A 25,565-nucleotide genomic window follows, 5' to 3' on the forward strand; every position below is an offset into this window, starting at 1 on the left:
TGGTGTGCGGCATACGCGGCGCGGGAGGATGGAACCACCACAACCCGCATCGGAGTGACCCCGTGGGAACGACCGTCTTCGAACGACAGCCGCCGGCGGCATCCGTCATCGAGCATGCGCTCGCCGGCACACGGCGCTCGGTCTTCTGGCTCGACGACCTGCCCGACGGCGCCGTCGGCGGGCGACCGAAGCTGACCGGCGACCACGTCGCCGATCTCGTGATCGTCGGCGGCGGCTACACGGGCCTCTGGTCGGCGGTGCTGGCCAAGCGCCGCGCCCCCGGCGCCCGCGTCGTGCTCATCGAGGCGAAGAGCATCGGCTGGGCGGCATCCGGCCGCAACGGCGGCTTCTGCGAGGCGAGCCTCACCCACGGCCACGAGAACGGCATGGCCCGCTGGCCGAAGGAGATGGCGACGCTCGAACGACTCGGCATGGCGAACCTCGACGCGATCGGAGCTGCCGAGGCCGAGTACGGCATGGACTTCCACTTCGAGCGCACCGGGCAGCTCGCGCCGGCGATCGAAGAGCACCAGGTCGAATGGCTGCGCGAGTGGCACGCCGAGTCCGTCGAGCGCGGTGAAGAGGGCGTGGTCCTCCTCGACGAAGCGGAGATGCGGGCATCGATCGCATCGCCGACCTACCTCGCCGGTGTCTGGGAACGACACACGAACGCCATGGTGCATCCCGCGCGCCTGGCCTCCGAACTCGCCCGCGTCGCCGAAGACCTCGGTGTCGAGATCTTCGAGCACTCGCCCGTGATGCGCCTCGACACCCCGGGATCGACCGGCGCCGTCTCGGCCATCACGAGCAGCGGTCGTGTCGACGCCGCCCACGCGGTGCTGGCCACGAATGTGTTCCCGTCGCTCCTGAAACGCAACCGCCTCATGACCGTGCCCGTCTACGACTACGTGCTCATGACCGAGCCGCTCTCGGCGCAGCAGCTCGCCGACATCGGCTGGAAGGATCGCCAGGGCATCGCCGACCTGGCCAACCAGTTCCACTACTACCGGCTCTCGAAGGACAACCGCATCCTGTTCGGCGGCTACGACGCGATCTACCACTACGGTCGCACGATGCGCTCGGCCTACGAGAACCGGCCCGAGAGTTGGCAGACGCTCGCGAGCCACTTCTTCACGACCTTCCCGCAGCTCGAGGGGCTGCAGTTCAGCCACCAGTGGGCCGGTGCGGTCGACACGAGCACCCAGTTCACGGCGTTCTTCGGCACCGCCCGCGACGATCGCGTCGCCTACGCCGCCGGCTTCACCGGCCTCGGCGTCGGATCGACGCGCTTCGCGGCGGAGGTCATGCTCGACCTGCTCGAGGGCCGAGACAACGAGCGCACCTCGCTCGAGATGGTGCGGAAGCGCCCGCTGCCCTTCCCTCCCGAGCCCGCCGCGTCACTGGGCATCAACGCGACCCGCTGGTCGCTCGACCGCGCCGACCACAACCGCGGCAGGCGCAACATCCTTCTGAAGACCCTCGACGCCCTCGGGCTGGGGTTCGACTCATGAACGATGGGCTTCGCCTGCCCGCCGGCACGGTGACGGATGCCTCGGGCTCAACGCGTCGGACGCCGGCGAGATCGGCGTATGGGAGATGACCCCCGGCGCAACACGCGATGTCGAGGTCGACGAGGTCTTCGTCGTGCTCGCAGGCGCCGCGACCGTCGAGTTCGAGCACGTGCCGTCGACGGGTCGGCCCGCCGATCCGATCATCCTCGCCCCGGGGCCGTCGTGCGCCTCGAGGCGGGCATGAAGACGATCTGGACCGTGCGCGAGACGCTCCGCAAGATGTTCATCTCGGGCCGAGCATGCCCGCGATTCGGCAGCTGCTCAGGAGCACCACTCCTTCGGCGGGTCGGCCTGACCCGGTGCGCCGATCAGCGTGACGAGGTCGTCATCGACCACGAAACTCACCTGGTCGTCGCCCTCGTCAGGTGTCGCGAAGACCCACGTGTTCGACCCGCGCTGAACGATGGTCTCGAGGCCCGGATATGCCGCGGTCAGATCAGCGGTCGACGCTCCGAGGCGAATACCCGCCTCCGTCGCCGGCGAAGCGGAACCATCGCCCGACTGCCCCATGATCCAGATCTCGTCGACGAGCGAGCCGTCGTCACTGAGATCGAGCACCATGGTCATACCGGCGTCGTCGAGACTCATCCGAGCGATACCCGCGCACCACTCCACGACTTCGAACGGGAGCCCCTCGACAACGGCGGGGTACGCTGCCCCACGCGAGATCGGGCCGATCCCGTTTTGTGCGACCACCCATGTCGATACATCGGCCGGATCGATCGGGGCGGGCGACGGGGTCGTCGTCGATTCGTCGGGCGCCGGCTCCGATGCCGGCGGCGGTGTCGTCGCCTCGGCACCATCGGCGTCCGGAACGGCGCATGCGCTGAGTGTCAGGCCCACGAGCAGGAACATCGCAGCCGCGGCTGCCGGTCGGGTCGTGCTGATGCGGGGCATGCGTCTCCTCGAGTCGGGCCGTCGTCGACGGTGAGTCGCCCCACACTATCGACTGCGCGCCGGGAGAACGCGAAGCCCCGGTACCGATCCGATAACGTGCGACGCCGAAGCGACGGGTGCCGTCGTGCGCCTCGAGGCGGGCATGAAGACGATCTGGACCGTGCGCGAGACGCTCCGCAAGGTGTGTTCATCTCGCGCTAGCCTCGAACCATGGCCATTCTCGACGAGCTGTTCTGGGCGCCCGCGTCGGTCGTCTCGGTGTCGCGCGACGACGAGCATCGGTTCAGCAAGCCGACACGCGATGAGATCCGGCTCGTCACCGGGCTCGGGGTCGAGGGCGACGCCCACTTCGGCCGCACGGTGCAGCACCTCTCGCGGGTGAAGCGCGACCCGTCGACGCCCAACCTGCGACAGGTGCACCTCATTCATGCTGAGCTGCTCGACGAGCTCTCGGCCGAGGGCTACGAGGTTGCGCCGGGCGGCCTCGGCGAGAACGTGCTGACGCGTGGCGTCGACCTGCTCGGCCTGCCACGCGGCAGCCGAGTGCAACTCGGCGACACCGCAGAACTCGAGATCACGGGGCTCCGAAACCCCTGCGCGCAGATCGACCAGCTCGGCGCCGGCCTCATGAAGCGCCTGGTCTCGCGCGGCGACGACGGCGAGATCGTGCGGCTCGCCGGCATCATGGCGGTCGTGCTCCACGACGGCGTCGTCAGCCCCGGCGACCCGATCGCGGTGACGTTGCCCGAGGGCGAACACGAAGCGCTCCAGACGGTCTGACGATCCGCCGTACTGACGGTCTGAGCGCCGCGGCCTTGCAGACCGGCAGACCGGCGGACCGGCCGACCTCCGGCCCCCGTCACGACGCGATCTCAGGCGGCTGCCGCGTCACCCGCGGCGGTCGCCTCTTCGGTCGGCGGCACCGCCGGTTCGATGCGGAAGGTCAGCCCGAACCGCTCGAGCAGTTCGGCGCCGCCGGCGAGCACGATCGCCCGGCCGGCATCGCCCGCGAGCAGGTCATGGAGCGCCGCGGGCGTCACCTCGAGCTCGAGCACGGCCGACGGCACGGGTTCGAACGCCGAGCGTCGCCGGGGCTGCGGCAGCGCTCCGGCGCCGACAGGCACGATGTCGAGCGTGCTGCCGACGACGATCGCCGAGACCGAGACGTCGCCCACGTGGAGCAAATACTCGGTCGGGGGCAGCGACGCCGCGGCATCCGCTCGGAATGCGGCTCGCAGCGCGACGGCGAGCGCGTCGGCACCGATCGTCTCGTCTTCGCCGGGCTCGCCGAGCACCGACCACCCCCATCGCTCGAGGGCGATGACGACGGGCTCGAGGCCGAGGCCGAGCGGCGTGAGTTCGTAGCCGCCCCGCACGGTGGGCACGCGCCGCACGACGCCCGACTCCTGCAGTTCTCGGAGCCGATCGCTCAGGATGTTGGTCGGGATGCGCGGCAGCCCCGACTTCAGGTCGCCGTACCGGCGCGCACCGACGAGCAGGTCGCGGACGATGAGCAGCGCCCATCGGTCCCCGACCCGCTCGAGCGCACGAGCCACCCCGCCGTACTGGCCGAAGCCGCGCGCGCCGCGTGTCGCCATGCGGTCGCGCGTCAGGCCGAAGCCGGCGTGGCCGCGCCCTGCTGGGCCATGTACGCCTCGGGCCCCTGCTCGGATGCCGCGGGCTCCATGAAGAGGAAGGAGAGGTTGTTGCCGTCGGGGTCGTCGAGATCGCGCGAGTACATGAAGCCGTAGTCTTGCGCCTCGCGCGGTTCGCTGCCGCCGGCGGCGAGGCCCTTCGCGAGCACGTCGTCGACCGACTCACGCGAGTCGCGGCTGAGCGCGATGGACACCTGGGCCTGCGTCTTCGGATCGATGATCTGCTTGTCGGTGAAGGTGCCGAGGTACTCACGAGTGAGCACCATGAAGTAGATCGTGTCGCTGAGCACGACGCATGCGGCGTTCTCGTCGGTGAAGAGCGGGTTGATGCTGAACCCGAGCGCCTCGTAGAAGCTCTTGGAGCGCTCGAGGTCGGTGGTGGGCAGGTTCACGAAAATACTGGTCGCGGTCATGATCGCCTCCGGGTGATCGTCACTGGTCTATTGGATGTTGCACCCTTAGCTTGCTCTTTGCAAGTGCACTTGTCAATAGCAAGTACGAGATCGAAGGAGCGGGTGGCCGGCGCATGCCAAGGCGGGCGAGCGGGCGAAGACAAAGGGCGAAGACAGCGCGCGAAGATGAAGGCAGCGCGCGAAGATGAAGGCAGGCAGTGGATTTGTAGGACTTCGGGCGCTGTGTAGGACAGCGAGAGCTCGCATCGTCCTACGAACGAAGCATCGTCCTACAAACCCGGATGCCGTGGGGTCGCTCAGCACCGGGTGCCGCGGGGTCGGCTAGCGAAGGGCGCTGCGGCGCACGAGCAGCGCGAGGTGCAGCGCCGTCAGGGTCTCGCCGTCGTCGAGGTCGACGCCCAGGAGATCGCCGATGAGCGCGAGCCGTTGATAGAACACCGAACGAGACAGATGCGAAGCGGATGCCGCGGCGGTGCGGTTGCCAGGATGGGCGAGCACCGCGCCGAGCACCTCGAGCAGGTCGCCTCGGCGCGCCAGGTCGTAGTCGATGAGCGGCTCGAGCATGCGCTCCCCGTGCTCGAGCAGCCGGTGGTCGTCGCGGAGCGCGGTCACGAGTCGCACGAGCGGGCGATCGTCGGCACGCCGCACCACCGGGCCGCGCGCAGCGCGGGGTGCCGGGCCCCTCGCCAGGTCGGTCGCCTCCTGCACCGAGCCGAGCAGGGCGTCGAGCCCGTTCGCCTCGGAGCCGATCGACAGCACGAGTCGGTCGCGCATCGCCGCGTCTCCCGTGGCCAGCGCAGCGGCGAAGCCATGCGATGCGGCATCGTCGAAGACGCGCGAGGCCGGCAGCGAGAGCACGACGATCGTCGGAGCACCGATGCTCTCGGGCGCGGCCCCGGCGAGCGCCCGCCCGCCGAGCTCGCGAGCCGCGGCATCCGCTGCAGCTGCCGTGATCGCGGAGCCGGTGACCGCGATGCCGAAGAGTCGCGCGCCCTCGAGCGGCAGGCCGGCGGCCTCGATGCGCGCGGATGCCGCGGTCAGCCCCGCGAACCGCCCCGCGAGCAGTCCGTCGACCAGTTGCTGGCGGCCGATGCGCGTCCACTCGTCGACGCCGCCGTCGGCGAGCCGGCCGAGCGCGAGCGCGATCGCACCCTGTTCGAGCACGCTCGTGCGGCCGGCCGGGTGCGCGGGGCCGGGAAGCGCGATGAGATGGCCCCAGCGGATGCCGCGCGCCTCGACCGGCACGATGAGCCACTCGCCGGGAGCGCCGGTGGGCCTGGTCCCGCGCTGCCGTTCGGCCCGCCGATGCGCCGCCCGCGACTGCGCCTCCCACCGGGTGAACAGCTCCTCCTCCGCAGCGATCGGCACCTCGGCGGCCACGACCTCGTGCGCGAGGTTCTCGAGCACGACCGCGGCGCCGAGGGTCTCGGCGAGCTGCCGCACGATGAAGTCGGCGGGCGAACCTCGCAGGGCCAGCGCCGTGAACCGCTCGCGCACTTCATCGCGGGCCCGCAGCGCCGCCGTCTGTTCGGAGATGATGCGGCGGTGCACGGCCTCGGTGAGCGCGACGAACTTCACCTCGCGATGCAGCGCGACGAGGGCGAGGCCGTGCTCGCGCGCCGCCGACTCGACGATGGCCGGCACGTAGCGGTAGTGCGCGCCGAGCTCGAGCACGAGACCGGCGAGTCCGGCGTCGACGAGCCCTCCGATGAACGCCGAGAGCTCCGACGGATCGGTCGGCCAGCCCGATCCCGTCGAGAGGAGCAGCTCGCCGCCGTTGAGCAGCCGGGCGACGCCCGCGCTGTCGGAGACATGAGCCCATCGCACGTGCGCATCGAGCGCTTCCTCGGTGCCGGAGAGTACCTCGGGCAGGCCCTGCGCCACGGCCGGGATCGCGAGGATCTCGCGCACCGTCGGAAGCCCGTCATCGGCCGGGTCCGGTATCGGACGATTCGTTCGAATCGCCTCATCTTCGCGACGATCTGCCACCGGGGCCGCCTCTCTTCCTCTGTCATGCTGGAATCATCAGATCTTAGACGATCAATCGTTCTCTGGGCCTTCTGGAAGAAGCTCACCTCACGGCCCAGTCGCCACGCTCAGAGAGCACCATCGGGCAATCTGTCCGGACAATCGCGAAAGGGAGCTCCATGAGCGTCATCCGCCACTTCATCGCAGGCCACGAGACCGCACTCGCCGAGCGCACCGGCCCCGTCTTCAACCCGGCGACCGGCGCGCAGCAGCACGAGGTGGCCTTCGCCTCCGTCGACGAGGTCGAGCAGGCGATCGCCGCTGCCGAGGCCGCACTGCCCGGGTGGCGCGCGACGGGCCTGATCAAGCGGGCCGACGTGTTCTTCCGCCTTCGCCAGCTGCTCGCCGAGCGCAAGTCGGAGCTCGCCGCGATCGTCACGAGCGAGCACGGCAAGGTGCTGTCGGATGCCGCGGGCGAGGTCTCGCGGGGCATCGAGAACGTCGAGTTCGCCGCGGGGCTCGTGCACCTCCTGAAGGGCGAGCACTCCGAGCAGGTCGCCCGCGGCGTCGACGTGCACTCCCTGAAGCAGCCGGTCGGCGTCGTCGGCGCGATCACCCCGTTCAACTTCCCCGTCATGGTGCCGCTCTGGATGGTCGCCTCGGCGATCGCGTGCGGCAACACCGTCGTGCTGAAGCCCTCCGAGAAGGATCCGAGCGCCGCGGTCTTCATCGCGAAGCTGTTCCAGGAGGCGGGGCTTCCCGACGGCGTGCTGAACGTCGTGCACGGCGACAAGGTCGCCGTCGACACCATCCTCGACTCCCCTACGGTGCGCGCGATCAGCTTCGTCGGCTCCACGCCGATCGCGAAGTCGATCTACGAGCGCGCTTCGCAGAACGGCAAGCGCGTGCAGGCCCTCGGCGGTGCGAAGAACCACATGGTCGTGATGCCCGATGCCGACCTCGACGGCGCGGCCGACGCCGCGGTCTCCGCCGCGTACGGCTCGGCCGGCGAGCGCTGCATGGCCGTGTCGGTGCTCGTCGCCGTCGGTGACGAGGTCGCCGACCAGATCGTCGCGAAGGTCGCCGAGCGGATGTCGAAGCTCACGATCGGCGACGGCACCGACGACGCGAGCGAAATGGGCCCGCTGATCACCCGCGAGCACCGTGACCGGGTCGCGTCGTATGTGACCGGCGCGGCCGCAGAGGGCGCGACCGTCGTCGTCGACGGCACCGCCGCCGAGTTCGAGGGCGGCGGATTCTTCGTCGGCACGTCGCTCCTCGACCACGTCGAGCCGGGCATGAAGGTGTACGAAGACGAGATCTTCGGCCCCGTGCTCGCGGTCGTGCGCGTCGCGAACTACGACGAGGCCGTCGCGCTCATCAACGCCAACCGGTTCGCGAACGGCGTGGCCGTGTTCACCCGCGACGGCGGCACCGCGCGGCAGTTCGAGTTCGACATCGAGGTCGGCATGGTCGGCGTCAACGTGCCGATCCCCGTTCCGGTCGGCGCGTACTCGTTCGGCGGGTGGAAGGATTCGCTCTTCGGCGATTCCCACATCTACGGCCCCGAGTCGATCCACTTCTACACCCGATCGAAGGTCGTGACCTCGCGGTGGCCGCAGCCCTCCGAGTCGCAGATCAACCTCGGCTTCCCGTCCAACCACTGAACCCGCCCGTTCCCCGACCGAGACGACTGCCCCGAGGAGCATCATGAGCGACACCATCACCGCCGCGCCCGCGGCCGCCTACGCCGACCGGTTCGGCACGCGGCATCCGCTGCCCGACGCCGTTGCCGGGGCGAAGGTGCGCGCCGACGACCGCGCGCACGTGTTCCACTCGTGGAGCGCGCAGGCGCTCATCGACCCGCTGCCGATCGCCGCGGGCGAGGGCTCGACCTTCTGGGACTACGAGGGCAACGCGTACCTCGACTTCTCGTCGCAGCTCGTGAACCTGAACCTCGGCCACCAGCACCCCGACCTCGTCGCCGCGATCCAGCGGCAGGCGGGCCGGCTCGCGACCATCCAGCCGTCGATGGCGTCGGATGTCCGCGGCGACCTCGCCCGCCGCATCGCCGACGTCGCCCCGGGCGACCTCGACCGGGTGTTCTTCACCAACGGCGGTGCCGACGCGAACGAGTACGCCGTGCGCATGGCCAGGGCCGTCACCGGTCGCCGCAAGGTGCTGTCGATGTACCGCAGCTACCACGGTGGCACGGCGACGGCGATCTCGCTCACGGGCGACCCGCGCCGCTGGGCCAACGAGTCGAGCGACGGCAGCGTCGCGCACTTCATGGGCCCGTATGCGTACCGTTCGTCGTTCCACTCGGAGACCCCCGAGCAGGAGGCCGAGCGCGCCCTCGCCCACCTCGAGCAGGTCATCGTGCTCGAGGGCGCCTCGACGGTCGCGGCGATCATCATCGAGACGGTCGTCGGCACCAACGGCGTGCTCGTGCCTCCGCCCGGGTACCTGCAGGGCGTGCGCACGCTGTGCGACAAGTACGGCATCGTCTACATCGCCGACGAGGTCATGACCGGCTTCGGCCGCATCGGCGAGTGGTTCGCGGTGAACGCGTTCGACGTCGTGCCCGACCTCATCACCTTCGCGAAGGGCGTGAACTCGGGCTACGTGCCGCTCGGCGGCGTGGTCATCTCGCAGCGCATCGCCTCGCACTTCGACACGGTCGCGTTCGCCGGCGGGCTGACGTATTCGGGGCATCCGCTCGCCTGCGCGGCGGGTGTGGCGACGTTCGAGGTGTTCGAGCGCGATGGCATCCTCGAACGGGTTCGCGACCTCGGGTCGCGGGTGGTCGGCCCGCGCCTCCGCGAGATCGCCGCGAAGCACCCGTCGGTCGGCGAAGTTCGCGGTGCCGGACTGTTCTGGGCGATCGAGCTCGTGCGCGACCCTGCGACCCGCGAACCGCTCGTTCCGTTCAACGCGGGCGGGGCGGATGCCGCGCCGATGGCGGCCGTGGCATCGGCGTGCAAGCAGGCGGGGCTCTGGCCGTTCATCCACTTCAACCGGATGCACGTCGCACCGCCGCTCGTGATCACCGAGCACGAACTGGAGCGGGGGCTCGACATCATCGACGAGGCGCTGAGCATCGCCGACGGCCACGTCGCCTGACACGCTGCACGCGCCGACCCGTCGGCTAGCCTGAATCCCATGGAGTCAGGGGCGGCCCCCGAGGGCATCGGACGGCGAACCTTCCTCGCCGCCTCGCTCTCGGGCATCACGACGCTCGCACTCGCGAGCTGCACGTGGTCGGAGCCGAGCCCGAGCCCGCCGCCCACCACGGTGCCGCCGGCCACGACACCGCCCGCCCCGACGAACGGCGTTCCGCTGCCGACCGCCATGAGCCGTTCGAGCTGGGGCGACGATGCGTTCTCGCGCGGGGCGCTCAGTTTCGACGCCGTCGGAAGCACCCCCGACCTCAGACGTGCACTGGCAGAACCCGTCGGCGATCGCCTCATCATCGCGGGCGAGGCGACCGACCCCGAACGGCCGGGCACCCTGGCCGGTGCCAGGGAATCGGGCCTCCGTGCCGCTGCCGATGTCACGCGACTCGGCACGAGCGGTGAACGCGTCGCCGTCATCGGCGCGGGCCTCGCGGGGCTGACGGCGGCACGCGAACTCGTCGACGCGGGCTTCGAGGTGCTCGTGATCGAGGCGCGCGATCGATTGGGCGGCCGGATCCAGAGCGTGGATGCCTCGGGCTTCGACACCTCGATCGAGATGGGGGCCGTCTTCACCGGCGACGATGCCGCCGTCATCGACGCGCTGCGCGACGCATCCGTCGACACCGTGCCGTTCGTCGCCGAGGTCTCTGCGACGACGACCGCGGGCCTCAGCGTGCCCATTCCGCCGACCGGCCCCGATGCCGTCGCGATCGCGCAGCAGTGGGCGGCCGGCCGGCCCGCCGATGTGTCGCTCGCGACGGCGCTCGCCGGCTCGGGTGCGACTCCGCTGTCGGCGGTGCCGGATGAATCCGGCGTGAGCCCCGCCGATTGGCTCGCGCACACGATCAACAGCGGCGTCGCCCCATCGACCGGCGCCGCCACGTCTACCGTCTCCGCCGAGCGATACGATCCCGACCGGCTCGGAGGCCTCGGGGAACTCGTCACCGGTCGGCTCGCGGACTACGTCGACGCCCTCGCCGAGCCGCTCGAGATCGCGGTGTCGAGCGTCGTCACGCGCATCGCCTACGACGACGCTCGGGTGAGCCTTCGGCTCGACTCGGGCGAATCGCTGAACGTCGACCGGGCGGTCGTCACCGTGCCGCTCGGCGTGCTGAAGACCGACACCGTGGAGTTCTCTCCGGCGCTGCCGCTCATGCACCAGCGTGCGATCTCGGTGCTCGGCATGGGCGTGGTCGACACGGTCTGGCTGCGCTTCGACGAGGCGTTCTGGCGAGCGGATGCCGCGGGCGAGCCCGATGACCCGGACGACACCGCCGACGCCGCGGCGCCCTCGCCCGCGAACGTCCTCACGGTCGTCGGCGCCCCGACGCCGGTCGCCCTGTGGATCGACGCGGGCCTCACCTCGGGCGAGCCCCTCCTTCTCGGCCTCATCGCTGCAGCACGGGCGACTCGGCTCGAGGCTCTCGACGATGAGGAGTTCCAGGCAGAGGTGCTCGATTCGCTTGCGCCCTTCGCCACAGCAACCGGTTGATCGAGACGAGCCCCGCCGTCAACGAGACGAAGATCGCGAGCACGAGCAGACAGTAGAAGGCGACGCCGAGAGCGCTTCCGACCTGCGCCTCGTCGAGGAAGAAGTACGGATACCAGCCGACATCCGCACCTCGAACCAGCGTGTAGACGAGCCACAGCGACGGGTACACGAGCACCCATCCCACGGTCGACCACGGCACCCGCGGGTTGACCGCGAGCACGGCATCGGTGGACCAGGCCGCCACCGCGAGCGCGGGCACCACGAAATGGAGGAGCGTGTCCGACCACGGCACGTCGACCCGGTAGTCGCGCGTCGACGCCTGCGCGACGATGACGGCGAAGACGATTCCCGAGACGAGCAGGTACACCGTGACCATCGTGCGCAGAACGCCGAGCCACGCGGGGTCGCGGGGCCGGCGCAGCGCGAACCATCCCGCGATGCCGAGCGTGACGACCGCGGCGAACGCCGACTGCACGGTGAAGTAGCTGAAGAAGTTCGCGGTCGCGAAGAAGCGGAATCCGAGCACGTACTGGAAGTTGCCGACGATCGCCACGATCTCGAGCACCGCCACCAGCAGGCGGAACACGCCGAGGGCCCGCCGCGCCTCGGCCCCGCGAGTGGAGTTCGCCGGACCGACCATGCCTCAACGCTAGCCGCACCCGATCCGCCCTCCGTTCCCTCGCAAGTGGTGCTCGAGAGGCCGAGACTCGTAGAGTGGACGAACGGCTCGCAACGTCGCGGCGTTCTGCCGCGAGCACGAGGAGGACGATGGCCGAAGATCACGTGAGTCGCCTTGCCGCCACCCGCGAGCGGATGCGCGCACACGGCTTCGATGCACTCGTGGTCGTCGATCCCGCGAACCTCCACTACCTCACCGGCTACGACGCCTGGTCGTTCTACATGCCGCAACTGCTGTTCGTGCCGCTCGAGGGCGACGTGCTGTTCGTCACCCGGCACATGGACGCGGTCGGGGCGCACCGCACCGCCGACCTCCCGCCCGACCAGATTCTCGGGTACCCCGAAGACCTGATCCATCGCCGTGACCGCCACCCGTTCGACTGGGCGGCGACGCAGCTGCGTGATCGCGGCCATGCGACCGCGATGCGGGTCGGCTATGAGGGCGAGGCGCATTTCTTCAGCCCTCGCTCGTTCGCGGCGCTCGCGCAGGGCCTGCCCGAGTGGACGATGGTCGACGATCACGACCTCGTCGGGTGGGTACGGCTCGTGAAGTCGCCCGCCGAGCTCGAGCTCATGCGCGGCGCGGGCCGCATCGCGAGCGCCGTGATGGCCGCCGGCATCGATGCCATCCGGGTCGGCGTTCCGCAGCACGAGCTCGCCGCGGTCATCCAGGCCGCCCAGGCACGCGGCGTCGACGGCGCGGCCGGCGATTACCCGTCGATCGTGCCGCTGCTGCCCACCGCAGAGGCCGCCGACACTCCCCACCTCACCTGGAGCGCACGGCGACTCGTCGCCGACGAGGGCGTCTCGCTCGAACTCGCCGGCGTGCACCGCCGGTACCACGCGCCGCTCGCCCGCACCGTCTCGCTCGGGCGACCGTCGCGTGAGCTCGACCGAATCGCCGGGGTCACCGCTGACGGCCTCGAACTCGTGCTCGGCGCGATGCGACCGGGCGTACCGGTGCGCGAGGTGGTCAGCGGCTGGACGAGCCTGCTGGCACGTGCCGGACTCGAGAAGGAGTCGCGGCTCGGCTACTCGGTCGGCATCGGCTACCCGCCCGACTGGGGAGAACGCACCGTGAGCATCCGCGACGACGACGAGACGGTGCTCGAAGCGGGCATGTGCTTCCATGTCATCGCCGGCATGTGGATGCGGGACTACGGTTGCGAGATCAGCGAGACGGTGGCGGTCGCCGACGCCGGCATCGAAGTGCTCACGAGCGCACCCCGGCAGCTCATCGTGAAGGAGGCCGCATGAGTACGCACCTCTCCGAAGCGCTGGCGCTCATCGACGAGGCGACCGTCGTCGCCGACACGTCGTCGCTCATCGTCGCCGCCAGCGAGAATCCGGGCGGCACCGAGATCCTGTCGGTGCGCATGCTCGAGGGCATCGCCTCGCGGCTCGGGATGCGCACGAAGCGCCAGAACGTCGCACCCGGACGCCCCAACCTCTCGATCACGGCCGGCCCCGATGCGCCGGGCATCCTCTTCCTCGGCCACTCCGACGTGGTGCCCGGGGGTGAGGGTTGGACCGGTGGCCCGTTCACCCCCCGGGTCATCGACGGTGCGATCGTCGGCCGCGGCGCCGCTGACATGAAGGGCGGTCTCGCGGCCGTGCTGCAGGCGATGGGCGCCGTCACCGCGGTTCGCCCCGACATCCCGATGGAGCTGCTCGTCACCGTCGACGAAGAGGATCTCGCCACCGGCGCACTCGCCCACCTCGAATCCGTCCCGCCGAGGCCGTACTGGGCGTGCGTGGTCGCCGAGCCCACGAACCTGGCGGCCGTCGTCGCGTGCCGCGGAGCTGCGAACTTCGAGATCGAGGTGCAGGGCAGGGCTGCGCACGCCGGCCGCCCCGAAGAAGGCCTCAACGCCATCCTGATCGCCACTCGCATCATCGAGGCGATCGATGAGGACCACCGGAACATGCGCGCCTCCGCCTCCGGCAGGCTCGGCTCGGGCACCTGGAACATCGGCCGGATCGACGGCGGTCACGGAACCTCGATCGTGCCCGACCGATGCACGCTGCTGCTCGATCGGCGCCTCATGCCGGGCGAACGAGCCGCAGACGTGCTGACGTGGCTCGAACAGGCGACGGCCCTCGAATGCCCCGAGGGCGCCACCGTCACCGTGCGAACGCTCATGGAGATGCCCGGGTTCGACGTGCCCGACACGCATCCCCTCGTGACCCACGTCGTCGATTCCCTCGTCGCGGAGCAGCACGAAGCGATCGTCGAAGCGTGGTCGGCAGCCTGCGAAGGGGGTTTCATGCATTCCCACCACGGCATGCCCACCGTCGTCTTCGGCCCCGGCGACATCCTCGGCCAAGCGCACCAACCCGACGAATCGGTGCCGATCGCCGATCTCGCAGTCGCCTCACGTGCCTACGCGCGCCTCGCGATCGCCGTCGCCGACGACCCGGAATGCACGCGCGGTCGCACTCGCGACCGTCCATCCACCACCCGGCCGGCTCGAACCACCTCGGCCACCTCAGCCACCCCCGCCACCGACCCTCAGGAGGTCCCGAAATGACCGAAACCACCGACACCGGTGAGCACCGCACTCCACCGCCCATCACGCGCGAGATCGACCTCAGTCCGATCCAGCGCAAGACCGTCAAGAAGTCGGTGATGGGTGCGATGGCCGGCAACGCCATCGAGTGGTTCGACTACGGCATCTACGGGTACCTCACCGTGTACCTGAGCGTGCACATCTTCGGCGGCACCGAGGAGGCCCTGCTCTGGGCACTCTTCGGCTTCGCCGTGTCGTTCCTCGTGCGCCCGCTCGGCGGCATCATCCTCGGCCCGCTCGGCGACCGCATCGGCCGGCAGAAGGTGCTCGTCTTCACGATCACGCTCATCTCGATCTCGACCGCCTGCATCGGCCTGCTGCCGACGTACGACATGATCGGCTGGTGGTCGCCGGTGCTGCTCTTCGCGCTGCGCATCATCCAGGGCTTCTCGGCCGGCGGTGAGTACGCCGGCGCCGCCGTGTTCATGGCCGAGCACGCGCCAGACAACCGGCGCGGATTCTGGGGCTCGTTCCTCGAGTTCGGCACGCTGCTCGGCTTCTCGGCGGCGGCCGTCCTGGTCACCGTGATGCAGCTCACCCTCGGCGATGCGTTCATGCAGGAGTGGGGATGGCGCATCCCGTTCCTGCTCACGCTGCCCCTCGGCGCGGTCGCGCTGTACATGCGCAAGTCGCTCCACGAGTCCGACACCTTCGAGGAGTCGCACGCGCAGGACAAGAACACGAGCGCCTGGCAGACCCTCGGCGACCTCATCCGCAACCAGCCGAAGCAGCTGCTCAAGATCATGGGCATCGTGATCCTCATCAACGTGGCCTTCTACGTGGTGCTGACGTACATGCCGACGTACCTGACGGTCTCCCTCGAGATGGACGCGACGACGTCCGGGCTCATGCTCGTGGGCGTGCAGCTCGTGATGATGGCGGTGATCGTGCCCCTCGGCGCGCTCACCGATCGCATCGGTCGGAGGCCGCTGCTCATCACCGCGTCGATCGGGTTCGTCGTGCTGTCGGTTCCGGCGGTCATGCTGCTCGACACGGGCGTCCTGGCGCTGCAGATCCTCGGCATCTCGATCTTCGGACTCATGCTCGTGATGCTGCTGTGCAACATCTCGGCGACGCTGCCGGCGCTCTTCCCGACTCCGGTGCGCCTCGCGGGATTCGCGCTCGGCTACAACATCGCCACGTCGCTGCTCGGCGGCACCGCGGGTCTCGCGAACCAGGCCCTCATCGACGCCACCGGCTCGACCCTCATCCCGGGGTTCTACCTCACGATCGCCGGCATCATCGGCCTGGTGGCGGTGCTGACCTTCAACGAGACGGCCGGCCGGTCGCTGCGCGGCGACGTCGTGCCCGGCGACGACGACCAGGAGCGGCTCGAGCTCGGCGAGGAGCTGATCGGCAAGGTGCACGCCTAGCTCGAATGCACTACTCCCCTGAAGGGCGCCTCCCCTGCGGGGGCGCTCTTCAGTCGAGCGGGCGCAGGATCCGGTCGAGGAATCGCCGGGTGCGTTCGTGCGTCGGGTTCGTGAAGATCTCGCCGGGCGCCCCGCGCTCGACCACGACGCCGTCGTCCATGAAGAGCACCTCATCGGCCGCCTGCCGCGCGAAGCTCAGCTCGTGGGTGACGACGACCATCGTCCAGCCCTCGTCGGCGAGCTCCTTGATGACCTGCAGCACCTCCCCCACGAGTTCGGGGTCGAGCGCACTCGTCGGCTCGTCGAAGAGCAGCAGTTGCGGCTTCAGTGCGAGCGCACGAACGATGCCCACGCGCTGCTGCTGCCCGCCCGAGAGCTCGAACGGGTAGGCGTCGCGCTTCTCGGCGAGTCCCACCCGGTCGAGCAGAGCGGATGCCTCGGCGACCGCCCGCGCCTTGGGTACGCGCTGCACGCGCAGCGGCCCCTCGATGACGTTCTCGATGACCGTCATGTGCGGAAACAGGTTGTGCTGCTGGAAGACCATCGCCGAACGATCGCGCAGGGCGAGGCGCTCGGCCTTCGAGACGCCCGAGGCGAAGTCGATGACGGGGCCTCCGGCGAAGTCGATGGTGCCGGCGCTCGGCGTCTCGAGCCCGTTCAGCGAACGCAGCACGGTCGTCTTGCCCGAGCCGCTCGGCCCGATGAGCACGACGACCTCGCCGCGCCGCACCTCGAGGTCGATCGAGCGCAGCACCTCGTTGTCGCCGAACGACTTGCGGATGCCTCGTGCCGCGAGCAGCACCGAGTCGTCGGGCGCCGCGGCGGGGCTGAGCGGATCAGTGTGCGACATGACGGTCCAATCTCTTCTCGAGAAGGCCCTGCCCGCTCGAGAGCACGAGGCAGAAGAGCCAGTAGATGAGCGCGGCCTCGAGGTAGAGCAGCATGAACTCCTGGCTGAATGCGGCGATCTGCTGCGAGACCCGGAACAGCTCGGTCACGAGAATGAGCGAGGCGAGCGACGTGTCCTTCACCAGGGAGATGAACGTGTTCGAGAGCGGCGGCACCGAGACGCGAGCCGCCTGCGGCAGGATGACCCGGCGCAACGTCGTTGTGCTCGACATGCCGATCGTGTACCCGGCCTCCCACTGCCCCTTCGGCACCGAGAGGATCGCCGCGCGGATCACCTCGGCACCGTAGCCGCCGACGTTGAGCGAGAACGCGATGATCGCGCTCGGCCACGGGTCGATGACGAGGCCGAGCGACGGCAGGCCGTAGAAGATGACGAAGAGCTGCACGAGCAGCGGCGTGCCGCGGATCACCGAGATGTAGAACCGGGCGATGCCCGAGACCACCCGGTTCTTCGAGAGCCGCATGAGCGCGACGCCGAGCGCGAGCACGAGACCGATCGCGAATGAGGCGAGCGCGAGCGGAATGGTGCCGCTCAGCCCGCCCCAGACGATCGGCCAGAAGGAATCGAGGAACAGCTGCCAGCCGCTCATCGCCTCACCGCCTTTCGGGCTGAGCCGGCCGAGGGACTATTCGGAGACGTCTTCGCCGAAGTACTTCTCGCCCAGTTCGGCGAGAACGCCCTCTGCGCCGAGCTCGGCGAGGGCGGCGTCGACGGCCTTCACGAGGTCGGCCTTGTCTTCGGTGAACGTCAGCGCACTCTCGCTCGGGTCGGTCTCGGCCACCACGGCGAGCTTCGCTCCCGGAGTCTGCTTCACGTAGTCGAGGTAGGTGAGGCGGTCGTTCACGGTCGCATCGACGCGGCCCTGCTCGAGGAGTGCGACGGCCTGCGCCCAGCCCTCGACGGCCTCGACGTTCGCGCCGGCGTCGACGGCGAGCTCGTAGAAGTTGCTGGTGAGCGACTGGGCGGTCGTCTTGCCCTGCAGATCGTCGAAGCTCGAGATCGAGGTGTCGCCGTCGTTCACCACGACGACGCTCGGCGACACCGTGTAGGGCGTCGAGAAGAGGTAGCTCTCTTCGCGTTCGGGGTTGATCGACACCTGGTTCGCGATGACGTCGAACCGGCCCGCATCGAGGCCCGCGAAGATCGCGTCCCACTGGGTCTCCTGGAACTCGACCTCGAGGCCGAGCTTGTCGGCGACTGCTTCGGCAACCTCGACGTCGTAGCCTGCGAGGTCGCCCGAGCCGTCTTCGTGGAAGCTGAACGGGCGGTAGGTGCCCTCGGTCGCGACGGTGAGCGTTCCCGCCTTCACGAGCCCGTACTCGTCGCCGGTCGCTGCATCGCCGGACGCGGGCTCGCCGCTCGAGCAGGCGGCGAGGGCGACGACGGCTGCGGATGCGGCGGCCAGGCCGAGCAGGGTGCGAACGCGGGGTGCGCGAGACATGTGGGCTCCGTTCACGGGGGTGAAGAACGTTCAAAGGGGTGAAGTACGGCGACGTGGTGCGTGCCGTGCGGTCGAGTCCATCACGACCTCACCCCGCGAAGAAAACGGCATTACTCCGCGTTTCATTCCGAACCCGCCGGTCGGCGACGAACGCCGCGAACCGCGCTCGGCTCACGATGTCAGAACGCGTTCAGCCCCGTGAGCGCGCGTCCGAGGATCAGCTGGTGGATCTCGTCGGTACCCTCGTAGGTGCGTACCGACTCGAGGTTCGCGGCGTGCCGCATGACCGGCCACTCGTTCGTGATGCCGTCTCCGGCGAGGATCGCCCTGGCCTCGTGCGCGATCGCGAGCGCCTCGCGCACGCTGTTGAGCTTGCCGGCGGAGATCTGTGGGGCGGTGAGGGCGCCGCGCTCCTTGAGGCGCCCGAGGTGCAGGGCGAGGAGGATGCCCTTCTCGACCTCGACGAACATGTCGGCGAGCTTCGCCTGGATGAGCTGGTTCGCACCGATCGGCTTGCCGAACACCTCGCGGGAGGTCGAGCGCGAGATCGCGGCATCGAGGCACGCGCGCGCGGCGCCCATGGCACCCCACACGATGCCGTAGCGCGCCTCGTTCAGGCACTCGAACGGCCCCGAGAGTCCCCTCGCACCAGGCAGGATCGCGTCGCCGTCGACCCGCACGCCGTCGAGTGAGACGTCGCACTGCACCGAGGCGCGCATCGAGAGCTTGCCGTCGATCGGCGTCGCCGTGAAGCCCGGGGTCGACGTCGGCACGAGGAATCCGCGCACCGCGCGGCCGCCGTCGCCCCCGCCGAACGACGGGTCGTCGATCTTCGCCCACACGACGGCGACGTCGGCGAGCGAGGCGAGCCCGATCCACCGCTTGGCGCCGTCGAGCACCCAGCCGTCGCCGTCGCGGCGTGCGGTCGTCGTCATGGCCGCGGGGTCGGAGCCGCCCTGCGGCTCGGTGAGCGCGAAGCATCCGACGAGGTCGCCGGCGACCATGCCCGGCAGCCACTGCTGTTTCTGCTCTTCGGAACCGTACTTGTGGATGGCGCTCATGGCGAGCGAGCCCTGCACCGACACGAAGGTGCGCCAGCCGCTGTCGGCCGCCTCGAGCTCGAGGCACGCGAGGCCGTACGAGACGGCGCCCGCGCCGGCGCATCCGTACCCCTGCAGGTGCATGCCGAGGAATCCCGCGTCGCCGAGTTGCTTCACCAGCTCGAGGCGGAAGTGCTTCGCCTCGAAGTCCGCCTCGATCACCGGGAGGATGCGCTCCTGTGCGAACGCGCGAGCCCGCTGCTGCCACTCGCGCTCCTCGGCGCTGAGCAGGGCGTCGAGGTCGAACACGGCGTCGATCATGGGGGCGTGGGTCATGTCTGCGGTCCTCTCAAGGGGGAAGGATGCCAGTTGGCGCCGGCGTGCTCGTCGAGCGCGGGCGGTGAGCTGCGGTAGACGGCGGGCGTCGCCGAGAGGCCGATCGGGCTGGCTATCGTGCGACTCGAACGCGGACCGTCGTCGATCTCGGCGACGGGCTCGAGACCGAGCGCCTCGCCGAACGCGATCGCCTCGGCCACGTCGTTCACGAGTCCGGCGGGCACGCCGACCCTGCCCAGCCGTGAGACCCAGTGCGCAGCGGATGCCGCGGCGACCCGCTCCTCGATCACCGCCGTGAGTTCGGCACGGTGCGCGACCCGGTCGACGTTGCGAGTGAACCGCGGATCGTCGGCGAAGGTTGGCTCGCCGAGTGACGCGGCGAGCGCTCGGAACTGCTTGTCGTTGCCGACGGCGATCACGAGTTCGCGGTCGGCCGCGTGGAAGACGGCGTAGGGAGCGATGCTCGGGTGCGCGTTGCCGAGGCGGCGCGGCGGCTCTCCGGTGGCGAGCGTCGACGCGGCCTGGTTCGTGAGTGCCGAGAGCAGGCCGTGCAGGAGGTCGACCTCGACGCGCTGGCCGAGCCCCGTGCGGTCTCGCTCGCGAAGGGCGAGCAGGATGCCGGCGACGGCGTTCTGCCCGGTGAGCACGTCGACGAGGGCGACGCCGGCCTTCGCGGGCTCGCCGTCGGTGGCGCCCGTGATCGACATGAGCCCGCCGACCGCCTGCACGAGCAGGTCGTAGCCGGCGAGCGTTGCGCCCTTCCCCGTGCCGAAGCCCGTGATCGAGCAGTAGACGACGCCCGGGTTCGACGCCCGCACCGCGTCGTAGGAGAGTCCGAAACGATCCATCACGCCGGGGCGGAAGTTCTCGACGACGACGTCGGCGGATGCCGCGAGCCGCCGCGCCTCGGCGAGCCCCGCGGCATCCCGCAGGTCGAGGGCGACCGATCGCTTGTTGCGGTTGACGCTGCCGAAGTAGGTGGCCTGCCCGCTCGCATCGACCGGCGGGCGCCAGTGCCGAGTGTCGTCACCGGCCGGCGACTCGATCTTCACGACGTCGGCGCCGAAGTCGGCGAGCGTCATCGTGGCGTACGGGCCGGCGAGCACCCGCGAGAAGTCGGCGACGCGCACGCCGTCCAAGGCTCCCGGGGTCATCCGCCCTCCTCGGGTCGATGCACGCCACGATACCGAGATCAGCCGGTCTCGTGGTTGTACGCGCTGTCGATCGGCACCCGCGGAACCGACGCCGCGTCGATATGGCGGCCGAGTTCCGAGGCATAGGCTTGACGCAGGTGTGCATCGTCGCCGACCGGCGCGTGAGAACGTGCACCGTCGAGAAGGAGCCCAATGAGCTACGCAGTGGTCAACCCGGCGACCGGGGAGACGATCAAGACATACCCGACGATCACCGACGCCGATCTGCAGGCGGCCATCGCCTCGGCCGACGAGACGCATCGCGGCTGGTCGCGTTCGTCCACCGTCGCCGAACGGGCCGCTCTCATCCGCCGCGTGAGTGAGCTGCACACCGAGCGCCGCCGGGAGCTCGCCGAGATCATCGTGCGCGAGATGGGCAAGACCATCGAGCAGGCCTACGCCGAGGCCGACTTCGCAGCCGACATCTACGGCTATTACGCGGATCACGCGGCCGACTTCCTGAAGGACGAGCCGGTGCCGCTGCTCGCGGGCGAGGGCTCGGCGGTCATCCGTCGCTCGTCGCTCGGCGTGCTGGTCGGGGTCATGCCGTGGAACTTCCCGTACTACCAGGTCGCCCGCTTCGCAGGCCCCAACATCATCATCGGCAACACGATCCTCCTGAAGCACGCCGAGCAGTGCCCCGAGTCGGCGGCCGCGATCGAGCGCATCTTCCTCGACGCCGGCTTCCCCGAGGGTGCCTACGTCAACCTCTACGCCACGCACGACCAGATCGCGACCGTCATCGCAGACCCGCGCGTGCAGGGCGTCTCGCTCACCGGCTCCGAGCGCGCCGGCGCCGCGGTCGCCGAGGTCGCCGGTCGCCACCTCAAGAAGGTCGTGCTCGAACTCGGCGGCTCCGACCCCTTCATCCTGCTGTCGACCGACGACCTCGACGGCGCGGCGCAGGCCGCAGTCGATGCGCGCCTCGACAACAACGGCCAGTCGTGCAATGCGGCCAAGCGCTTCATCGTGGCCGACGAGTACTACGAGCCCTTCCTCGAGAAGTTCACGGCGAAGCTCGCCGAGGTCGAGACCGGCGACCCGACGTCGGCAGAGACGCTGCTCGGCCCGCTGTCGTCGTTGAAGGCGGCCGAGGGACTCGACGAGCAGGTCAAGCGTGCGGTCGAGCACGGGGCGACCCTCGTGCACGGCGGCGCTCGCGACGGCGCGTTCTTCCAGACCACCGTGCTCACCGACATCTCGCCCGAGAATCCCGCGTCGAAGGAGGAGTTCTTCGGCCCGGTGGCGCAGGTCTACCGCGCGAGCGACGAGGCCGACGCCCTTCGCATCGCCAACGACATCCCGTTCGGACTCGGCTCCTACGTCTACACGACCGACGCCGAACAGGCCATGCGCGTGGCCGACCAGATCGAAGCCGGCATGGTCTTCGTGAACGGCGTGCTCATGGATGGCGCCGAGCTGCCCTTCGGCGGCGTCAAGCGGTCGGGCACGGGCCGCGAGATGGGCCGTCTGGGCGCCGACGAGTTCGTGAACAAGAAGCTGATCCGCGTCGGCTGAACAGGGACGTCGCGCCTCGCGGCGTCAGCGCGCCTTCGCCGCGTCGATCTCGTCGCGGCGCAGCAGGATGATTCGCTCCACGAGCGAATCGGGCAACGGATGCTCGGCGGTGAACCGGATGGTGCCCTTCGCCCAGGAGTACCCGTCGAGTTCGCCCGATACCGCGCTCACCACCTCGGGACTGAACGGGTACAGGCCGATGTGGTCCTTCGCCGACATGACGCTGACGAGCGGAGACTCACGATATCGGAGCGCCGGCATTCCGTAGCTCCTCCCCTCGACGGCCTCGGGCACCAGCGACATCGCCTGAGCTCGCATGCGTTCGACGAGGTCGCGCTCTGGTGCCTCGAGCCCGGCGATGTACTCGCTCATCTCGCCCATGAACGCCATGGTACTCGCGGTGACGCGGGCGACTCATGCGCAACTCGTACGAGAGGAGAACGTGGGTTGGCCTGCGGCGCGTGTGATCACCATCACACCCGGGGCGCCTTCAACCGATCCGGAACGTCTCATCAATACAGGATCCATTGCATGAGCGGGTGGACCAAGTACCGCAACGAGTACGCCTCCCACACCGCTCCGATCACGAGCAGAACGAGCGCAGGAAGGGCAAGTACTCCGATACGTTGCAGCCCGCGCAGGTACCCGCGGCGGCGGCTCGGTGCTCCGACGGTGCGGGGATACAGCCAAGCCCGGCCGAGCAGCCATACACCGAGGAGCAAGAGCACGTACGCTTGCAACTCGATGAGAACTGTCAGCGAGTGCGGGATGAACAGCACCCACTTCTCCGCGGTCACGGGAGCGAGCGTGATCCCGGTCTGCACCGCCCAGTAGCCGAACGTGGCGAGACCTGCGAACGGGATGACGAATGAGGGCAGCAGAATCGTCAAGAAGCTGAGACGCCAGACATTGACCCCGAAGATCACCAGCGCGAACAGCGGCGGGATTCCCACCAGGCCCCGGACGGTATCGCCGGTGCCGTCGTGCTCCAGAGCGTCCCCCTGCGCGGTATTGAGCTCGGGGAAGATGAAACCGACCACGAACCCGACGGCAACGAGCCCGTACGCGGCGATGTTGAGCCAGAGGTAGGCGCGCCTGTTCTCGCCCACGAGGCGAAACGGGCGCTGCCAGAACGGCACCCGCGCGGGATCATCCAGGACGGTCGATGCTGAGGTCATGCATCCACTCAACCGTGTCGGTGCGAGCTTTCGTAGTGACAACACATCACCAGACAAGGTGACACAGCGTCACTGTCGTGAGCGTGTCACATCGGTGAAGGTAGGGCACTATGAAGATTCTCGACCTGACGCTGAACGCGGTCATCGCCCTCACGGCAGCCGTATTTCTCGCCTACATCGGCCTGTTTTACTGGGACTATGGCATCTTCGTCACCCTTCCGGCCGAGATCACCGACTTCTTCGTCCGCAACGGGTTTCTGCAATACGTGATGCTGGCGCTGTTCCTCGCAGCCATGATCGCGAAGATCCCCGTTGGACGGGCGATCAAACAGCACGAGCGAACGAATCGGAACTGACTATCGACGCCTCCACCACCCCCACGACGTACGATGAGCGGCGGGTACGCCGTCTGGCGATGATCACCGCGGTAGCGGCCATCGGACCGCTCAGCGTCGTCGGTGTGGCCATCACGGCCCCGTCATGGTGGGAAGGCGTCATCGCCGCGACGGGATACCTGCTGACTCTCGGGATTCTCCGAGAATGGAGCCTGGAGGGATACCCCCGCCGCGCGATGTTCGCGCTGACGTTCACTGGTGTCGTGTGGGCGTGCGGAGCCCTTACCCTCACCAGCCCAGTCAGCTTCGTGCCCTTCTCGCTCGTCGGCGCGGTGCTGCTGGCTCGAACACGAGCGCGCAAGCGCTGGCTCATCGCCTTCGCCCTCGGGGTGGCTGCCATCGGCGTATGCGCGCTGATCTTCCACCCTGTGACCTGGAAGCTCGCGTTCGTATGGGTGCTGGTCCCTGCCCTCGGAACGATCTTCATTGCGGGGGTGATTCTCCTCAGCGAGAACATCTGGCTCCTCGTCCGGCGCCTCGAGCGCGCCCGCGAAACCGAAGCGGAACTCGCCGTCGCCAACGAGCGCATCCGCTTCGCCGGCGATCTGCACGACATCCAGGGCCACACTCTGCACGTCATAAAGCTGAAGGCCGCCGTCGCCGAAAAACTGCTGCGCACCGAGCCGGCGCGGTCGGAGGCCGAGCTCGCTGAGATCCGGCGGCTGACCGATGAGACGATCACGGCGACCAAAGATCTCGTCTACGCCCATCACCAACTGAACCTGCTCGCAGAAGTGGAGAATGCGAAGCGGCTCTGTGAAGCCGCCGGGATCACCGTCCGCGCACAGATCGAGGTCGGCAGCACCGCCAGCAACCCCTTGCTCGCTCACACTCTGCGAGAGGCGACGACCAACCTCCTCCGGCATGCCCGCCCCAGTTTCGTGTCGATTCGAGCGACACCCACGACAGTTTCCGTCACGAACGACGGCGTCGACACCGATCCTCGATCCCTCAGCGGGCTCGCCCGCCTTCGCGAACGACTCGAGCACACCGGCGGACTGCTCACCATCGAGAGCTCGCCACCGACGTTCACGATCCAGGCCCGCACTGACCTCGACCTGCCCGCCCGCCCGCCCGCCTGCCCGCCTGAGGATGCGCAATGACTTCGGCTGGCCGCGTCCGGATCATCCTCGTCGACGACGAGCATCTGCTGCGAACGGCCCTCGCCACCCTTCTCCCCCTCGACGGCACCGTGGAAGTCATAGCGCAAGCCGACGACGGCGCGGACGCCGTCACCGCCGTCCTCGCCCACCGCCCAGACGTGCTCGTCATCGACCTCGAGATGCCCGGCGTCGACGGGCTCGAAGCCACGGCAACCATTCTCGATCGACATCCCGGCCAGCGCGTACTCATGCTGACCCGACACGCACGACCCGGTGTCCTGCGCCGCGCCCTCAAGCTCGGAGTCCTCGGATTCATCAGCAAGTCCTCCGACCCCGATGACATCGTCCACGCCATCCACCAGGTCCACGCCGGCAAGAGATGGATAGCCCACGACGTCCTCGAAGCATCGATGACCGACGACTCTCCACTCACCGAACGCGAGGCCGATGCACTCCGAGAAACCCGCAACGGCTACGCCGTCAAAGACATCGCCCGTCGCCTGTACCTCTCATCCGGCACCGTCCGCAACTACCTCTCCAACGCCATGAGAAAGACCAACACCAATACCCGCCACGACGCCGCACGCGTAGCCAACGACCGCGGCTGGCTCTGAAACTCACGGTCTTCATACACACTCCGGAAGTACAACCCTCGACG

The 25,565-nt window shown here is 69.2% G+C and carries 25 protein-coding genes; 13 read left to right on the top strand and 12 right to left on the bottom strand.

Annotated elements, in window-relative coordinates:
• Nucleotides 1-62 precede the first annotated feature (62 nt).
• Entirely contained in the window at nt 63-1,511 is a 1,449-nt protein-coding gene (locus FHG54_RS15690; RefSeq protein ID WP_139418095.1) for an NAD(P)/FAD-dependent oxidoreductase, read from the top strand.
• An 85-nt stretch (nt 1,512-1,596) separates the two neighbouring features.
• A complete protein-coding gene (locus FHG54_RS16855) occupies nt 1,597-1,755 on the top strand; it encodes a hypothetical protein (protein ID WP_232333651.1) in 159 nt (52 codons plus the stop codon).
• A gap of 77 nt (nt 1,756-1,832) precedes the next feature.
• On the opposite strand, the gene FHG54_RS16860 is transcribed toward FHG54_RS16855, so the two are convergent.
• A complete protein-coding gene (locus FHG54_RS16860) occupies nt 1,833-2,468 on the bottom strand; it encodes a hypothetical protein (protein ID WP_139418096.1) in 636 nt (211 codons plus the stop codon).
• Between the two features lie 210 nt (nt 2,469-2,678).
• On the opposite strand from FHG54_RS16860, the gene FHG54_RS15705 reads away from it, so the two are divergent.
• Nucleotides 2,679-3,248 (top strand): MOSC domain-containing protein, encoded by a 570-nt coding sequence (locus tag FHG54_RS15705; protein ID WP_139418097.1) that lies wholly within the window; start codon nt 2,679-2,681, stop codon nt 3,246-3,248.
• A 92-nt stretch (nt 3,249-3,340) separates the two neighbouring features.
• Here the strand turns inward: FHG54_RS15705 and FHG54_RS15710 are convergent, their stop codons facing one another.
• The 3 genes from FHG54_RS15710 to FHG54_RS15720 all read right to left on the bottom strand — a co-directional run bounded on the left by FHG54_RS15710 (nt 3,341) and on the right by FHG54_RS15720 (nt 6,525).
• Entirely contained in the window at nt 3,341-4,066 is a 726-nt protein-coding gene (locus FHG54_RS15710; RefSeq protein ID WP_139418098.1) for a winged helix-turn-helix transcriptional regulator, read from the bottom strand.
• An 11-nt stretch (nt 4,067-4,077) separates the two neighbouring features.
• Nucleotides 4,078-4,536 (bottom strand): VOC family protein, encoded by a 459-nt coding sequence (locus FHG54_RS15715; protein ID WP_139418099.1) that lies wholly within the window; start codon nt 4,534-4,536, stop codon nt 4,078-4,080.
• Between the two features lie 321 nt (nt 4,537-4,857).
• Nucleotides 4,858-6,525: a PucR family transcriptional regulator gene (locus tag FHG54_RS15720; RefSeq protein WP_233437807.1), complete on the bottom strand. Its 1,668-nt coding sequence runs from the start codon at nt 6,523-6,525 to the stop codon at nt 4,858-4,860.
• A gap of 158 nt (nt 6,526-6,683) precedes the next feature.
• Here FHG54_RS15720 and FHG54_RS15725 point away from each other — a divergent pair, with 158 nt between their 5' ends.
• The 3 genes from FHG54_RS15725 to FHG54_RS15735 are packed head-to-tail and all read left to right on the top strand — an operon-like array spanning nt 6,684 to nt 11,172.
• Nucleotides 6,684-8,171, top strand: coding sequence for a CoA-acylating methylmalonate-semialdehyde dehydrogenase (locus tag FHG54_RS15725; protein WP_139418100.1), 1,488 nt, complete (start codon nt 6,684-6,686; stop codon nt 8,169-8,171).
• A gap of 43 nt (nt 8,172-8,214) precedes the next feature.
• Complete coding sequence (locus FHG54_RS15730; protein ID WP_139418101.1) at nt 8,215-9,627, top strand: aspartate aminotransferase family protein; 1,413 nt, start codon at nt 8,215-8,217, stop codon at nt 9,625-9,627.
• A gap of 39 nt (nt 9,628-9,666) precedes the next feature.
• A complete protein-coding gene (locus FHG54_RS15735; protein WP_139418102.1) occupies nt 9,667-11,172 on the top strand; it encodes a flavin monoamine oxidase family protein in 1,506 nt (501 codons plus the stop codon).
• Here FHG54_RS15735 and FHG54_RS15740 read toward each other — a convergent pair.
• Nucleotides 11,069-11,812 (bottom strand): Pr6Pr family membrane protein, encoded by a 744-nt coding sequence (locus FHG54_RS15740; protein ID WP_139418103.1) that lies wholly within the window; start codon nt 11,810-11,812, stop codon nt 11,069-11,071. The two genes, FHG54_RS15735 and FHG54_RS15740, sit on opposite strands and share 104 nt — an antisense overlap.
• Nucleotides 11,813-11,940: 128 nt before the next feature.
• Between FHG54_RS15740 and FHG54_RS15745 the strand changes: the two genes are divergently transcribed.
• The 3 genes from FHG54_RS15745 to FHG54_RS15755 are packed head-to-tail and all read left to right on the top strand — an operon-like array spanning nt 11,941 to nt 15,793.
• On the top strand, nt 11,941-13,107 hold the full coding sequence (locus FHG54_RS15745; RefSeq protein ID WP_139418104.1) for a M24 family metallopeptidase: 1,167 nt from the start codon (nt 11,941-11,943) through the stop codon (nt 13,105-13,107).
• A complete protein-coding gene (locus FHG54_RS15750; RefSeq protein ID WP_139418105.1) occupies nt 13,104-14,381 on the top strand; it encodes a M20 family metallopeptidase in 1,278 nt (425 codons plus the stop codon). Before FHG54_RS15745 ends, FHG54_RS15750 begins: the two co-directional genes overlap by 4 nt.
• Entirely contained in the window at nt 14,378-15,793 is a 1,416-nt protein-coding gene (locus FHG54_RS15755; protein WP_139418106.1) for an MFS transporter, read from the top strand. Before FHG54_RS15750 ends, FHG54_RS15755 begins: the two co-directional genes overlap by 4 nt.
• Before the next feature lie 49 nt (nt 15,794-15,842).
• Here FHG54_RS15755 and FHG54_RS15760 read toward each other — a convergent pair whose 3' ends face one another.
• The 5 genes from FHG54_RS15760 to FHG54_RS15780 form a co-directional block, all read right to left on the bottom strand.
• The gene (locus FHG54_RS15760) at nt 15,843-16,643 is read right to left on the bottom strand and encodes an amino acid ABC transporter ATP-binding protein (RefSeq protein ID WP_139418107.1); all 801 of its coding nucleotides are present in this window, start codon (nt 16,641-16,643) and stop codon (nt 15,843-15,845) included.
• Nucleotides 16,630-17,292, bottom strand: a complete 663-nt coding sequence (locus FHG54_RS15765; RefSeq protein WP_139418108.1) for an amino acid ABC transporter permease — start codon at nt 17,290-17,292, stop codon at nt 16,630-16,632. The genes FHG54_RS15760 and FHG54_RS15765 overlap by 14 nt, the downstream gene beginning before the upstream one ends.
• Before the next feature lie 36 nt (nt 17,293-17,328).
• Nucleotides 17,329-18,144, bottom strand: a complete 816-nt coding sequence (locus tag FHG54_RS15770; protein WP_139418109.1) for an amino acid ABC transporter substrate-binding protein — start codon at nt 18,142-18,144, stop codon at nt 17,329-17,331.
• Nucleotides 18,145-18,323: 179 nt separating this feature from the next.
• Nucleotides 18,324-19,520, bottom strand: a complete 1,197-nt coding sequence (locus FHG54_RS15775) for an acyl-CoA dehydrogenase family protein (protein ID WP_139418110.1) — start codon at nt 19,518-19,520, stop codon at nt 18,324-18,326.
• Nucleotides 19,517-20,674, bottom strand: a complete 1,158-nt coding sequence (locus FHG54_RS15780) for a CaiB/BaiF CoA transferase family protein (RefSeq protein WP_139418112.1) — start codon at nt 20,672-20,674, stop codon at nt 19,517-19,519. The genes FHG54_RS15775 and FHG54_RS15780 overlap by 4 nt, the downstream gene beginning before the upstream one ends.
• A gap of 192 nt (nt 20,675-20,866) precedes the next feature.
• On the opposite strand from FHG54_RS15780, the gene FHG54_RS15785 reads away from it, so the two are divergent.
• A complete protein-coding gene (locus tag FHG54_RS15785; protein WP_139418113.1) occupies nt 20,867-22,231 on the top strand; it encodes an NAD-dependent succinate-semialdehyde dehydrogenase in 1,365 nt (454 codons plus the stop codon).
• Between the two features lie 24 nt (nt 22,232-22,255).
• Here the strand turns inward: FHG54_RS15785 and FHG54_RS15790 are convergent, their stop codons facing one another.
• Complete coding sequence (locus tag FHG54_RS15790; RefSeq protein ID WP_139418115.1) at nt 22,256-22,612, bottom strand: iron chaperone; 357 nt, start codon at nt 22,610-22,612, stop codon at nt 22,256-22,258.
• Nucleotides 22,613-22,743: 131 nt separating this feature from the next.
• Nucleotides 22,744-23,466, bottom strand: coding sequence for a stage II sporulation protein M (locus FHG54_RS15795; RefSeq protein WP_210415442.1), 723 nt, complete (start codon nt 23,464-23,466; stop codon nt 22,744-22,746).
• A gap of 53 nt (nt 23,467-23,519) precedes the next feature.
• Between FHG54_RS15795 and FHG54_RS16435 the strand changes: the two genes are divergently transcribed.
• The 3 genes from FHG54_RS16435 to FHG54_RS15805 are packed head-to-tail and all read left to right on the top strand — an operon-like array spanning nt 23,520 to nt 25,521.
• Nucleotides 23,520-23,765, top strand: coding sequence for a hypothetical protein (locus FHG54_RS16435; RefSeq protein ID WP_168197210.1), 246 nt, complete (start codon nt 23,520-23,522; stop codon nt 23,763-23,765).
• Nucleotides 23,766-23,824: 59 nt separating this feature from the next.
• On the top strand, nt 23,825-24,907 hold the full coding sequence (locus tag FHG54_RS15800; RefSeq protein WP_168197211.1) for a sensor histidine kinase: 1,083 nt from the start codon (nt 23,825-23,827) through the stop codon (nt 24,905-24,907).
• Nucleotides 24,904-25,521 (top strand): response regulator transcription factor, encoded by a 618-nt coding sequence (locus tag FHG54_RS15805; RefSeq protein WP_139418119.1) that lies wholly within the window; start codon nt 24,904-24,906, stop codon nt 25,519-25,521. Before FHG54_RS15800 ends, FHG54_RS15805 begins: the two co-directional genes overlap by 4 nt.
• The last annotated feature ends 44 nt before the right edge of the window (nt 25,522-25,565 follow it).

It is taken from the genome of Agromyces laixinhei (genome assembly GCF_006337065.1).
Lineage (GTDB): Bacteria > Actinomycetota > Actinomycetes > Actinomycetales > Microbacteriaceae > Agromyces > Agromyces laixinhei.

Bases quoted from the DNA above. Each gene is read 5' to 3' on its own strand.
- FHG54_RS15760 (WP_139418107.1), bottom strand. From the start codon at position 16,643: ATGTCGCACACTGATCCGCTCAGCCCCGCCGCGGCGCCCGACGACTCG.
- FHG54_RS15805 (WP_139418119.1), top strand. From the start codon at position 24,904: ATGACTTCGGCTGGCCGCGTCCGGATCATCCTCGTCGACGACGAGCAT.
- FHG54_RS15730 (WP_139418101.1), top strand. From the start codon at position 8,215: ATGAGCGACACCATCACCGCCGCGCCCGCGGCCGCCTACGCCGACCGG.
- FHG54_RS16860 (WP_139418096.1), bottom strand. From the start codon at position 2,468: ATGCCCCGCATCAGCACGACCCGACCGGCAGCCGCGGCTGCGATGTTC.
- FHG54_RS16855 (WP_232333651.1), top strand. From the start codon at position 1,597: ATGACCCCCGGCGCAACACGCGATGTCGAGGTCGACGAGGTCTTCGTC.
- FHG54_RS15705 (WP_139418097.1), top strand. From the start codon at position 2,679: ATGGCCATTCTCGACGAGCTGTTCTGGGCGCCCGCGTCGGTCGTCTCG.
- FHG54_RS15710 (WP_139418098.1), bottom strand. From the start codon at position 4,066: ATGGCGACACGCGGCGCGCGCGGCTTCGGCCAGTACGGCGGGGTGGCT.
- FHG54_RS15780 (WP_139418112.1), bottom strand. From the start codon at position 20,674: ATGACCCCGGGAGCCTTGGACGGCGTGCGCGTCGCCGACTTCTCGCGG.
- FHG54_RS16435 (WP_168197210.1), top strand. From the start codon at position 23,520: ATGAAGATTCTCGACCTGACGCTGAACGCGGTCATCGCCCTCACGGCA.
- FHG54_RS15755 (WP_139418106.1), top strand. From the start codon at position 14,378: ATGACCGAAACCACCGACACCGGTGAGCACCGCACTCCACCGCCCATC.
- FHG54_RS15765 (WP_139418108.1), bottom strand. From the start codon at position 17,292: ATGAGCGGCTGGCAGCTGTTCCTCGATTCCTTCTGGCCGATCGTCTGG.
- FHG54_RS15735 (WP_139418102.1), top strand. From the start codon at position 9,667: ATGGAGTCAGGGGCGGCCCCCGAGGGCATCGGACGGCGAACCTTCCTC.
- FHG54_RS15775 (WP_139418110.1), bottom strand. From the start codon at position 19,520: ATGACCCACGCCCCCATGATCGACGCCGTGTTCGACCTCGACGCCCTG.
- FHG54_RS15770 (WP_139418109.1), bottom strand. From the start codon at position 18,144: ATGTCTCGCGCACCCCGCGTTCGCACCCTGCTCGGCCTGGCCGCCGCA.
- FHG54_RS15715 (WP_139418099.1), bottom strand. From the start codon at position 4,536: ATGACCGCGACCAGTATTTTCGTGAACCTGCCCACCACCGACCTCGAG.
- FHG54_RS15725 (WP_139418100.1), top strand. From the start codon at position 6,684: ATGAGCGTCATCCGCCACTTCATCGCAGGCCACGAGACCGCACTCGCC.
- FHG54_RS15750 (WP_139418105.1), top strand. From the start codon at position 13,104: ATGAGTACGCACCTCTCCGAAGCGCTGGCGCTCATCGACGAGGCGACC.
- FHG54_RS15745 (WP_139418104.1), top strand. From the start codon at position 11,941: ATGGCCGAAGATCACGTGAGTCGCCTTGCCGCCACCCGCGAGCGGATG.
- FHG54_RS15785 (WP_139418113.1), top strand. From the start codon at position 20,867: ATGAGCTACGCAGTGGTCAACCCGGCGACCGGGGAGACGATCAAGACA.
- FHG54_RS15800 (WP_168197211.1), top strand. From the start codon at position 23,825: ATGATCACCGCGGTAGCGGCCATCGGACCGCTCAGCGTCGTCGGTGTG.
- FHG54_RS15740 (WP_139418103.1), bottom strand. From the start codon at position 11,812: ATGGTCGGTCCGGCGAACTCCACTCGCGGGGCCGAGGCGCGGCGGGCC.
- FHG54_RS15790 (WP_139418115.1), bottom strand. From the start codon at position 22,612: ATGGGCGAGATGAGCGAGTACATCGCCGGGCTCGAGGCACCAGAGCGC.